This window comes from Clostridium guangxiense (assembly GCF_021043395.1).
Classification (GTDB): domain Bacteria; phylum Bacillota; class Clostridia; order Clostridiales; family Clostridiaceae; genus Clostridium_S; species Clostridium_S guangxiense.
This window is the reverse complement of sequence record NZ_JAJNKE010000067.1, coordinates 1-12,167: the sequence shown is the minus strand read 5'-3', so window position 1 is coordinate 12,167 and position 12,167 is coordinate 1. Positions and strand designations below refer to the sequence as shown.

The window sequence follows — 12,167 nt, the reverse complement described above, 5'->3', positions numbered from 1 at the left end:
AGATTTTAACAATTTGCTGCTTAGATTTATTAATTTTATTTAATATTCCAAAATGCTGTTACTTCGCAATATTTTTAAATTTTATCTTTTCCTACCCATTTTCTTAAAACTTCTGGAACAATTATATGACCGTCTTTATCCTGCATTTGTTCAAGTATTGCAGGCATTAGTCTGCTTGTAGCAAGACCAGAACCATTTAAAGTATTTACATACTCTATTTTTTTAGTTTCCTCTCTTCTAAATCTTATCATTCCTCTTCTTGCCTGATAATCACGTGCATTTGATACAGAACTTACTTCCTTGTATTCATTCATACTTGGAATCCAAACCTCAATATCATAAGTTTTTGCCATAGAAGCACTACAGTCCTTCGCTGCAAGCTTAGATAATCTATAATGAAGTCCAAGCCCCTGCATAAGCTTTTCTGCCTTATTTATAAGCTCCTCTAAGGCTGCATCAGAATGTTCTGGCTTTGTGTACTGAAACATTTCAACTTTGTTAAATTGATGTCCTCTAATCATTCCTCTTTCGGATGCTCTATAGCTTCCAGCTTCAACACGATAACATGGAGTATATGCAAAGTACTTTTTCGGAAGCTCATTTTCCTTTAAAATTTCACCACGATGAAGGTTAACTAAAGCAGTTTCAGCTGTTGGAAGAATAAACTGCATGTTATCATTTTCCCTACCTTCTCCAACCTTAAAAACTTCATCTTTAAATTTAGGAAATTGGCCAGCAGTTCTTCCGCATTCATAGTTTAAAATATGAGGAGGTAAAATAAATTCATACCCATCTTTAAGGTGCTGCTCCACAAAGTAATTTAAAAGTGACCATTCGAGTATTGCTCCATTGCCCTTATATACCCAAAAACCATTGCCTGAAAGCCTAGTTCCTCTTTCATAATCTATAAGATTGAGATTCTTTGCAATTTCAACATGATCTTTTGGTGCAAAATCAAATTGTGGTTTTTCACCATATACCCTAACAACCTTATTATTTTCTTTTCCACCTGGCAGTACATCTGGATCAGGTATATTAGGAAGGGCCTCTAAAAAATTTTGTATCTTTTCTTTTATAGGCAATAATTTTTCCTCAAGTTCTGATATTTGACTTGAAACCTCTTTCATTTCCTTAAAGCAAGCTTTATCAATCTCTCCGCCCTGCCTTTTTATTTCAGAGATTTCTTTAGATACCTTATTCTTTTTATTTTTTAAAACTTCAATTTCTCTTATAAGCTTTCTTCTATCATCATCAAATTCTATTAGCTTAGTAAAATCTACGTCGTCAATTTTTTTTAAAAGAGCATTTCTAACTTCATCAGTTTTTTCTCTTATTAGCTCTAAATCCAACATAATTAATTACCCCTTAAAATAAAATTAAAATCCATTTACTGCAACTCATGTATAAAAAGCCCACTTCTAAGTTTTGGCTCAAACCAAGTTGATTTAGGTGGCATAACATTTCCACTATCCGCAACCCTCATTAAATCCTGTACTGTTGTTGGATACATTGAAAATGCTAATTTCATATCACTATTAGCTCTCTTTTCAAGTTCCCTTATTCCTCTTATTCCACCTATAAAATCTATTCTTTCATCTTTTCTTGGATCTGATATACCAAGTATTGGCCCAATTAAATTATTTTGAAGTATTGAAACATCCAAGCTAAGTACAGGATCTTTTTCATCAAAGGTTCCCTTTTTAGCTTTAAGCCTATACCATGTTCCATCAACATACATGCCAAAAATATGCTTTTCATCTGGTTTATAGTGAACATCATTATCAAGTTTTTCAACTTGAAAGTTTTCTCTTATTTTTTCAATCAGTTCTGGAAGTTCCATACCGTTTAAATCTTTAATAACTCTGTTATAATCCATTATTGCAAGATCTTGATCTGGAAATAATACAGAAAGAAAATAATTAAATTCTTCTTCTCCCGTATAATTTGGATTTTCCTTTCTTCTCTTTAATCCCACTTTTACTGCAGATGCTGCTCTGTGATGACCATCGGCAATATAAAGTGCATTAACATCTTTAAATAAATTGGTTAGTCTATTTATAGTGTTTTGATCCTCTATTACCCAGGCAATGTGAGTTATTCCATCTTCACCTGTAAAATTGTATTCCGGTTCTTTTACCGTAATTTTATCTACTATCTCATTTATTTCTTTTTGTGATCTATAAGTTAAAAAAATAGGACCTGTATTTGCATTACAATAATCAACATGATTTATTCTATCCTTTTCCTTGCTTTCAAGAGTAAACTCATGCTTTTTTATTACTCCATTTTGATAATCATCTATAGATGTGCAGCCAACTATTCCTGTTTGTCTTCTTCCATTCATTATTTGTCTATATATATATAAGTTTTCTTTATTATCTTTGACTAATATTTTCTTTTTAATCATATCAAACAAATTATTTCTAGCTTTTTCATATACCTTAACACTGTATGGATTTACTTCCTTTTCTAAATCTATTTCAGCTCTATCTACATGTATAAATGAAAATGCATTTTTTTCTCCAATAGCCCTTGCTTCCTCTGTATTCATTACATCATAAGGAAGTTCTGCAACGTTACCTGCCAGTTCTTTTACAGGTCTTACAGCCTTAAAAGGTTTTAGTACTGCCATAACTATTCTTCCTTTCTATTACATAATCAAACCTTAAATATGTATAAAATAGCCACCGCTGAAATCAATGCGGCAGCTTTTATAGGGGCAAATTTTTAGCTAGCTTTTTCAAAGAATTCGCTAACTATATTAACTATTTCTACTCCAATTCTTTTTTGAGCTTCTGCAGTAGAAGCTCCTATGTGTGGAGTAACAGAAACCTTTGGGTTATCTAAAAGTTCCTTATTCGGCTTAGGCTCATTTTCAAAAACATCAAGAGCTGCGCCAGCAATTTTTCCTGTATTTAATGCTTCAACTAAAGCTTCTTCATTTACAACGCCGCCTCTTGCACAGTTTATTAAATAAGCTCCATCCTTCATAGCTTTAATTTCTTCTTTTCCTATGACATATCCTTTATTTTTATCTAAAGGCACATGAAGTGAAACGAAATCTGATTTTTGAAGCAAATTCTTTAATTCAACAAACTCGTATTCATCATATCCTTCAGCTTTTCCGCATATATCTGTATAAATTACCTTCATTCCCAATGCATTTGCTCTTTTAGCTACCTCTTTTGATATTCTACCAAAGCCTATAAGTCCTAATGTTTTACCGAAAAGTTCTATTCCTTTATAAGCTTTTTTCTCCCATTTTCCTTCTCGCATTGTTACATTAGAAGTATTTATAAACCTTGATACTGCAAATATATGACCTAAAGTTAATTCTGCAACTGATATACTACTTGCTTTAGGTGTATTGCTAACATTAATTCCTTTTTCCCTTGCATATGCAACATCTATATTGTCTACTCCAACACCTGCTCTTATAACAAGCTTCAGTTTTCCGCCTTCCACAGCTGCATCAATTAATTCTTTTCTAACTTTCGTATTTGATCTTACAACTAAAATATCAAAAGTTTTTATTTTATCTAATAGTTTTTTACCTTCATAATGGTCTTCCACTACTTCATATCCAAGCTCACGTAACTTAGCTGCTGCACCTTTATCCATTCCATCGTTTGCTAGTAATCTTATCATGTTACTTCCTCCTTATTCTAATCCTAATATATCATTTATGTTGTAAATAAGCTCTTTTATATCGTCTAAAGTCATCTCTGCCATATGTGCTATTCTAAATGTTTTTTCTTTTAATTTTCCGTAGCCATTAGATATCTGGAAGCCTCTTTCTCCAAGCTTTTTATTTAAATCTGCAACACTTATACCTCTTGTATTTTTTACAGCTGTTACGGTATTTGAAAGATTGTTTTCATCTCCAAATATCTCAAAGTATTTTCTAGCCCAAGCTCTTACATATTCAGCCATTTCTATATGTCTTCTATATCTGTTTTCTAATCCTTCTTTAATCATATTATCAAGTGCATAGTCAAGAGCAAACATATGTGATAATGATGGAGTAGATGGATACTGATAATCCTTCTTCTGTATATATTCATATAATTTAAGAAGATCAAGATAATATCCTCTAAATTTAACCTTTTTAGCTCTTTCTATAGCCTTTTTAGAAAATGAGCATATTGCAAGTCCAGGAGGAAGTCCAATAGCTTTTTGAGATGATGTTATACATATGTCTACACCAAGCTTATCTACTTCTATTTTAGTTCCAGCCATAGAACTTACAGTATCAAGACACCAAACTACATCAGGATATTTTTTTATAACCTTTGATAACTCTTCAACTGGATTCATTATTCCTGTTGATGTTTCGTTATGAGTTATTGTTATTAAATCATATTTTCCAGTACCTAAAACCTCATCTACAAATTGAGGATTAAGTGCTTCTCCCCACTCAACTTCATATAAATCAGCAGGTACATTGTTGTTTAAAGCCATTTCGTACCATCTTTTTCCAAAAGCTCCAATTGAAAATACAGCAGCTCTTTTAGCTGTACATGATCTAATAGCACCTTCCATAAGTCCACTACCCGAACTTGTAGATAATAAAATTTCTTCATTGGTATGGAAAACTAATCTTAACTTATCACTAATCCCTCTTTGAAGTGCTGAAGCTTCTTTGCTTCTATGTCCTATCATAGGTGTTGCCATTTTTTCGAGTACATCTTCTCTTACCTCTACTGGTCCTGGTATAAATAGTTTCTTATGCATTGTAAACTTTCCTCCTTAAATTCTTATAAACTCATTTTAAATATTTATATTTTATGTATTATTTTTCTGAAATTTTGCTGCATAAGCCTTTAAATAACATGTATAAAAAAACATATTATCTTTAAATCAAAATATTCATAATATTCTTAAAATTAAACTTGTAATAACCCGTACATTCATATTGTTCTTCAAACAACTTTGTTTTAAAAAGCCTTTTAAGAAAATATGTTGCTTATAGTAACATTTTTCAACAAATAAAAAAGGTCCTTCATCCCCAAATTAGGGACGAAAGACTCCGCGTTACCACCCTAGTTAATCACAAAACAAGTGATCCAACTTAATTAAAATATAACGGTAATCACACCGTATTGCTCATCGCAATCCCTCCGAGGCGGATTCACAACTTAGCAGCTATCAGTTTACACCAACCACTGATTCTCTAAAAACCACTAAATGTTACTATTCTCTTCAACGGTTTAATATCTAAATGTTAATTTAATTATATATTCATTATAATTTTCTGTCAATACCTTTTTTGAAATTTTTATATACTCTTTGTTGCAATTATATCCACACCAGTATTCAAAATGTTTTTGCATATCAGATTTCCCTCACTTATAGGAGCACTAACATAAATTCTACCAAGTGCCTTAGAACATTCTATAAATAACCTTTTTTCTATTGGTTCAGTGCTTTTTACTGAAACGACTTTTACTTTTGATCCTCTTACTCTCACTAATGTTGTAAGTATCTCTTTATTCTTAATATTTTCATCTTTCATATATTATCACCTATATCTCTTTAAATTGTTTTATTCTACTCATTATAATATTTGATCCGGCTGATTTCTCAAGTATTTCAGTTATATCCTTATTAGTTTCATTAGCTAAAATAGATATTATTTTACTCATGCAATAACTTCCATAGCAATCTCCATTCATAGCTCCTGTCCTCTTTCTAATACCATCAATAGTTCTTGCTCCTAATGGCCTTCTTATAGAATCTATTATTTCCCCTTCTGTAACCTTATTGCATAAACACACCATTTTACCATACTTAGGATTTAAGCTTATTAACCTATTTCTTTCTTCATTTGTCATATCTCTAAACCTATATACTTCCCTTCTCTTCTCATAAAAATCCTTTTTAGGCTTGGACGGAATGTTTTCTATAACCATCTTACGTATAGTATTAGCAATAAATTGAGACATAGTTACAATACCATAATTCTTACCGTCTATCTTAATATATCCCTTACTAACCTTACTGTCATCAATCATTATCCTATCATTAAAAAACTGTGTACTATAAGAATTATTTATATAATCACAATTAATTCCGGGTAACTTATCTTTTAACTTTTCAAATGCATCTTCATAACTTATTTCATCCTTTGTTATAACATATGCTATTGTATCACCATTGAAATTAGGATAGATAAAAATATCTTCATCATTTTCACCTAAAACTACAAAAATATCCTTAATTTTAAATTTTTTGTTTATTAAAAAGCACTTCATATTATTATTTTTACTTATATTTTCCTTAACTTTATTTCCTAACTTATAATCATCATCTGGAATTGTATTAATAACAAATTTACATGTAAATTTATTCTTTGTAGTTGTTACCTTAAATCCTTTAGATACCTTTTTTATTTCAATAACCTTTTCCCCTAATCTAAAATTTACACCATTATCAAACGCTATTTCCCCATATGCTATTGCTAAATCATACGGAGATACAACTCCCCAATTCTTAGATATTATTGCTTTATTAAACTCAACATTAACTTTAGCTTGTAATCCAAATTTTAAATTGTGATTGCTGATTTTTTGTATTCCTTTAATTCCCCTTCTGATAGATCTAGTGTACATTTTTTCTATGAGATTATTATTACCAATAAAATCTTCTTCAAAAATAATGGACTTAAGTTTCTTAAAAGGTACATTAAAGGATTTTGTTATATCCTTCATGTTTTTGTTTCCGTAATATTCCATGTAGTAGTTTAAATCATTATTAATTTCCATTCCATCAAATGTTAATGAAGCATTTAACTCTGAAACATCATTTCCTATATCTAATTCTTTTTCAATAATTGAAACGTTAAGACTATATTTCGATAGCTCATATGCTATTGAACATCCAACAATTCCTCCTCCAAGAATAAGCACATCATAATCCAATTCGTCTACCCCCCAGTTATACAATAAATTCCTTATATTTTAAAACTAACAGAAAGCTTTAAATTTTATTTACTAAGATCTTGTAAGTAATTCATAAAATTAAGAATATTGTTACAACATTCTTACTTCTAATAGTGTATATAGATCAAGTCTCCTCTGCTTACAGTATTATAAACTTTTTTTGCATCATCTACAGATATTCTTATACACCCATGCGATGCTGCTTTTCCCAAATCATCTTTTGCCTTTTTTTCTTCTTCATATTCAATTTTACCATTTTTTTTAGTTTCATCAATTGGAACAGAGTGAATTAAATAATTTCCTAAGAACTTAACAGCATACTTTACGTTCTCATTATATTTTTTACTTGTAAGATTTTCAAACTTATCTTTGACCGTAAAAAAGCCTAGAGGTGTTTCTGTATCATTATTACCTTTAATTCCGCTTGAACACTTTATGGGATTATTGTTTATAAGAATATTGTCTTTATACATGTTCAAAGTTTGGCTGGTTAAGTTTATATCAACTATAAGCCTTGCCCTTTTAAAAAACATTCCATTTAAATCTTGATTATTCTCTTTTACCCATCCATTTATTAAATTGCCTTTAGAATCAATATGGTTACTTTCACAATACAGATATCCATCCTTTTCTTTATCACAAATAAGTTCATCATCTTTATTCAAAAGAGTTATATCTGAGGAAGCATTATCTATATTGCTAAACATTTTAACTCCATCTTTAGCAACATAGTATGTTTTTTTAAAACACGTTTCCGAAGAAAACACAGCAATATCATCTTTCTTGTTATCTTTATTTGAAGTTTCAGCCTTAGCATTTTTTTCACTTAAAGTACTAACATTACTTCCAGGTATATAGCTATCACCCTTAGTATCAAAACATGTAAAAAATACAGGAGATATTATTATAAGACATGCAATAACGGCACTAGCAAAACATCTCACTAAAAATTTAATAAAAGACTTTTTACTCATAACTAAACCTCCTAAATACATATTTAATATTCTTTACACTTTAAAAATTTTTAAACACATATTTAGGTAAAAAAGACTGCTGTAAGCTTATTTCAGCTTGCAGCAGCCTTTTTTTATTTATTTAATTCCTCTATAGTTTTTCCTAATTCCTTTATATACTCTCCATACTTTGACCAATCGCCATCTTTCTGAGCATCAATAGCATTATTATATAATTCTTGTGCAGCCTTTAGTTTTTCTTTATCTATATTGTTTTCTGCTTTAGTATTATTATTTTTACCTTGAGTTTGATTTTCAGAATTATCATTTTGATTATCTGCATAGTTAAAGATCTGCCCTAGTGCCTTATCAACATTTTCAGCCATAACAACTTTACTGCCATAGGCTACTATAACTCTTTTTACCTCTGGAATACTATTCTTTCCCTGAGCCCTTATATAAACAGGAACTATATATATAAGTGACTTATTAATTGGAATAACAGAAGTATCTCCAAATTGAACCTTAGACCCTTGAGTGTTCCACAAGGAAATTTCCTTCGAAATAGCCGGATCTTGCCTAAATTTTTGATTAAATAAGTATGGACTATCTATTGTTTTATCCGTAGGAAGCTTGTATAAAATCATCTTTCCATAGTTACTTTCATCCATTCTTGCTCCCAAAAGCGCTACCATATTATTTTTACTTCTCATATTAAAATACTGCATGAGTACCATTTCTTCTTTATTTTCATTTGGAAGCCTCATAACCATATAAGATGAATCACTTACACTTTTTTCGCCCTCAACATCATTCATATTTTTAGATACATCCCATAAATCTTCACCATTATAGAATATCCCTGTATCCGTAACATGGTATTTTTCAAGTACACTACTTTGAATCCTAAATAAGTCTTCTGGATATTTAAAATGTTTTCTTATATCTGTTGGAACTTCACTTGAACTTTTAAATAATCCAGGAAAAATTTTAGAATAACTATTAGCTATAGGATCATTATTATCTATAATATAAAAATTTGTAATTCCATCTACCGCATCTACAACGACTTTTATAGAATTTCTTATATAATTTACATTATCAACTGGTTGAGAATAAGGGTATCTATCCGAAGTTGTATAGGCATCAATAATCCAGTATATCTTTCCTCCGCTTATAACAGCATATGGATCTTTATCATAGGTTAAAAAAGGGGCTATTTTTTTCACTCTTTCAGTTATGTTTCTATTTATTAATATTTTACTATTAGAATTTATGTTCCCCGAAAGAAGAAAATTTACATCATGTTTGTTTATTGCAAATAAGCACCTATTTATTAAAGTTGCCTTTATTCCACCTTTTCCATCGTAATTATTTGTTTTATTTACTGAACCATTTGGATAATCAAATTCTCCAAGTGTATTATTTCCTATAGCATAGTCATTTGTTTCCTCTCCAAAATATATTCTTGGATCAGTAAATTTAATCTTTGTGCTATTTACAGGTGGTATATCCTTCATAACAAAATCCGGCTGTCCTGAATCTGTTATAGAATTAACCTTACTTATAACAGTTCCATATCCGTGAGTATAAACAAGATGTCTATTCTGCCATGTATCAGCATTCCCTTGAAGACTCTTGGTATCAATTTCTCTTGGTGCTATAAAAACTTGATTATACTTACCATTTATATTGTATCTATCCACATCAATATCATTAAAATCATAATAATACCTTATAACTTGGACCTGATTATAAAACTCAAGTGATGGATCATAAGAATTTACCTTTATGTTATCTATTGTTGGTCTATTATCTTTTATATCATTCACAGTTAAATCCTCATTTGCAGGGAATTCTTTTTCCTCAACTTTATCAACATTAAAGGCTTTTCTAGTATAATCTATATTATATCTTATATAAGGAGCTTCTTTAGTTTTTTCATTAGAGTTAACTAATAGTCTTTGAACTATTGGTGAAGTAACCCCTTCTGCTATAACAAGAATTATAATTATGCAAATAGATATAATTATAGGCCTAACCTTTGATTTAATTACACTCAAAAATATGACAATACCAGCTATTATAGAAAACGTAATTATAATACCATAAAAAATTAGTGAAACATGCATATCTGTATAGCCTGCTCCATAAACTACACCCCTAGGAGAATAAACAAGATTCCAAGCTCTTATTAAATAACCAAATGAAAGTAAAAAAATTATAAGTGATGATAATGTTGCAAGAAGCTTTCCTGCAAATCTAACTAAGCCTTTTCCAAAACTTCTTACACTAAAAACATTAATTGCTCTGTTTCTTATATTGGCATAATCTCTTATGTTGAATAAAATATAAATTATCAAAGTTAAAACGAAAAGAAATGCTAAAAGAAACATTATAATTCCGTATAAAGATTCTATCAATGGAAGTTTAAAAACATAAAAAGATACGTCTATACCAAATATAGGATCTTTCGTATTAAAAGCGGATGATTTCATAAATTGAAGTATTTTATACCAATAAGCATCTGCAAAAGAATATGAGAATAAAAGTGATAGTACTAAATCTGCAATAAAAAATATCCTTTTTTGAAGCTTCTCTTTCTTAACATCTACTTCAATTGCTTTATTCCATTTAATAATACTTTTTCTAATACTCTTGTAATATAACCATATCATTAAATATATGATTGCAAATAATGGTATCATAAGAATTAATACTGCTACAATCTTAGTAAAATATACTGACAAATATCCAACTTCATTAAACCACTCAATATTAATTATAAAACTTGTAAGCCTGCCAAAAAAAGCAATAACAATAAATATTAATGCTAATATTATCGCACGCCTTATACCTTTTTTCAAATAAAATCACTCCTCAAAGTTATTAACTATTTAATCAGAAATTATGTACCCTTTTCCATTAAGTTCATCTATTATTTTGTTCAAATCATCTTCATTATCTGCACTTATAGTATGAAGATGAACACCACCTGTTAAAATTGATAACGGTTCAGCTCTATGCTTATTAAGTTTTTCCATAAAATTCTGAACATCATATGGTGTTTTAACCATAAGTACTCCTCTTATCTCTCCATATAAAGAATGTTCTATAATAACATCTTCAACTGTCCCTCCAAACTTCACTATAGAATTTAATTCATCCTCTATTTCTTCTGGTCTATGAGATACTGCTATTACCCTTTTTATAATGCTTGTAGTACTCTTATTTATTATATACCCTTTAGGTGTAGCAAATATATCACAGCCTTCTGCTCTTAATATAGCAATATCCTTAACAATTATTTGACGTGTTACTCCAAATTCTTTTGCAAGTACACTTCCTTTTATTGGTTTGCCCTTGTCCTCTAACTCTTTTTTTATAGAATTTCTTCTTTCATCAGAATTCATAATTACTCTTCACCATTCCTTAATATCAGTTCCTATCATCACACTTTTTTAGTATATCTAACTCTAAATTATTACTCATCTCTCTATTATGATGATTATTTACCATAAATAAAATCTGCTCATTTTCATTAATTCTTTTAAGAATTTGAAATCCTTCATATCCATGATTATAGTAAATATATATTTTTTTTATTTTTTTAAATTTTTTTATCTTACTTCTTGTTATCTTATCTAAAATAACTACAATTGACTTGTCTATTAAAGTTATTGGTACATTTATTTTACCTATATCGTGTAAAAGAGCTGCCTTTACTAGATTCTTTGAGTTGACTAAATTAACCCTACATTCTTTTTCTACATCTCTTGCAACATTAATTGAATGCTTTTGTTCATGAATAGATAATTTATTAAATAATGCCATTTCATCATTATTTAAATGTTTTTCAATATATATTTTATCATTTATATTAACCTTTGCAATTGCATAAACAAAAAACTGTTTTATTCTATTCATTTTAATCACCTCAACACTTTAATTGTATTATTATAATTAAATAACTTCAACCAATATATAAAAAAAAGCATAAAAAAATAGCAGTTATAAAACTGCTATTTTTGGTGGAGAATAAGAGATTCGAACTCTTGACCCCCTGCGTGCAAGGCAGGTGCTCTCCCAGCTGAGCTAATCCCCCAAATGGTGGACCTTCAGGGACTCGAACCCCGGACCGACCGGTTATGAGCCGGTTGCTCTAACCAACTGAGCTAAAGATCCATATCATAAAATACCCGGCAACGTCCTACTCTCACACAGGGCCTCCCCTGCACTACCATCGGCGTATTAGTTCTTAACCTTCGTGTTC

10 protein-coding genes, 2 tRNA genes and 1 other annotated feature are annotated in these 12,167 nt (G+C 29.9%); all 12 genes read right to left on the bottom strand.

The genetic code is table 11. From position 1 onward, the window contains the following. Positions 1 to 74: 74 nt before the first annotated feature. The 12 genes from serS to LQK79_RS20085 all read right to left on the bottom strand — a co-directional run bounded on the left by serS (position 75) and on the right by LQK79_RS20085 (position 12,079). The gene (serS, locus tag LQK79_RS20140) at positions 75 to 1,352 is read right to left on the bottom strand and encodes a serine--tRNA ligase (RefSeq protein ID WP_231017668.1); all 1,278 of its coding nucleotides are present in this window, start codon (positions 1,350 to 1,352) and stop codon (positions 75 to 77) included. A 35-nt stretch (positions 1,353 to 1,387) separates the two neighbouring features. Beyond that, positions 1,388 to 2,632, bottom strand: a complete 1,245-nt coding sequence (locus tag LQK79_RS20135) for a DUF1015 domain-containing protein (protein WP_231017666.1) — start codon at positions 2,630 to 2,632, stop codon at positions 1,388 to 1,390. Between the two features lie 95 nt (positions 2,633 to 2,727). Continuing rightward, positions 2,728 to 3,648, bottom strand: a complete 921-nt coding sequence (locus tag LQK79_RS20130) for a D-2-hydroxyacid dehydrogenase (protein ID WP_053243081.1) — start codon at positions 3,646 to 3,648, stop codon at positions 2,728 to 2,730. Positions 3,649 to 3,660: 12 nt separating this feature from the next. Further along, positions 3,661 to 4,734, bottom strand: a complete 1,074-nt coding sequence (locus tag LQK79_RS20125; protein ID WP_231017665.1) for a pyridoxal-phosphate-dependent aminotransferase family protein — start codon at positions 4,732 to 4,734, stop codon at positions 3,661 to 3,663. Between the two features lie 278 nt (positions 4,735 to 5,012). Beyond that, positions 5,013 to 5,215: a binding site (T-box leader), on the bottom strand. A 63-nt stretch (positions 5,216 to 5,278) separates the two neighbouring features. Further along, the gene (locus tag LQK79_RS20120; protein ID WP_053243079.1) at positions 5,279 to 5,515 is read right to left on the bottom strand and encodes a DUF1667 domain-containing protein; all 237 of its coding nucleotides are present in this window, start codon (positions 5,513 to 5,515) and stop codon (positions 5,279 to 5,281) included. Between the two features lie 10 nt (positions 5,516 to 5,525). Continuing rightward, positions 5,526 to 6,920 (bottom strand): FAD-dependent oxidoreductase, encoded by a 1,395-nt coding sequence (locus tag LQK79_RS20115; RefSeq protein WP_231017663.1) that lies wholly within the window; start codon positions 6,918 to 6,920, stop codon positions 5,526 to 5,528. A gap of 128 nt (positions 6,921 to 7,048) precedes the next feature. Beyond that, positions 7,049 to 7,915: a L,D-transpeptidase gene (locus LQK79_RS20110; RefSeq protein ID WP_231017661.1), complete on the bottom strand. Its 867-nt coding sequence runs from the start codon at positions 7,913 to 7,915 to the stop codon at positions 7,049 to 7,051. Positions 7,916 to 8,028: 113 nt separating this feature from the next. Next, positions 8,029 to 10,761: a UPF0182 family protein gene (locus LQK79_RS20105; protein ID WP_231017659.1), complete on the bottom strand. Its 2,733-nt coding sequence runs from the start codon at positions 10,759 to 10,761 to the stop codon at positions 8,029 to 8,031. Positions 10,762 to 10,791: 30 nt separating this feature from the next. Next, positions 10,792 to 11,307 carry a transcription repressor NadR gene (locus LQK79_RS20100; protein ID WP_053243077.1) on the bottom strand — a complete coding sequence of 172 codons (516 nt, stop codon included), beginning with the start codon at positions 11,305 to 11,307 and terminating at the stop codon, positions 10,792 to 10,794. A 25-nt stretch (positions 11,308 to 11,332) separates the two neighbouring features. Beyond that, entirely contained in the window at positions 11,333 to 11,821 is a 489-nt protein-coding gene (locus LQK79_RS20095; RefSeq protein ID WP_231017658.1) for an HD domain-containing protein, read from the bottom strand. A 102-nt stretch (positions 11,822 to 11,923) separates the two neighbouring features. Continuing rightward, positions 11,924 to 11,999 (bottom strand) — tRNA-Ala (locus tag LQK79_RS20090). Positions 12,000 to 12,002: 3 nt separating this feature from the next. Continuing rightward, positions 12,003 to 12,079: transfer RNA gene (locus LQK79_RS20085), tRNA-Ile, on the bottom strand. Positions 12,080 to 12,167 lie beyond the last annotated feature (88 nt).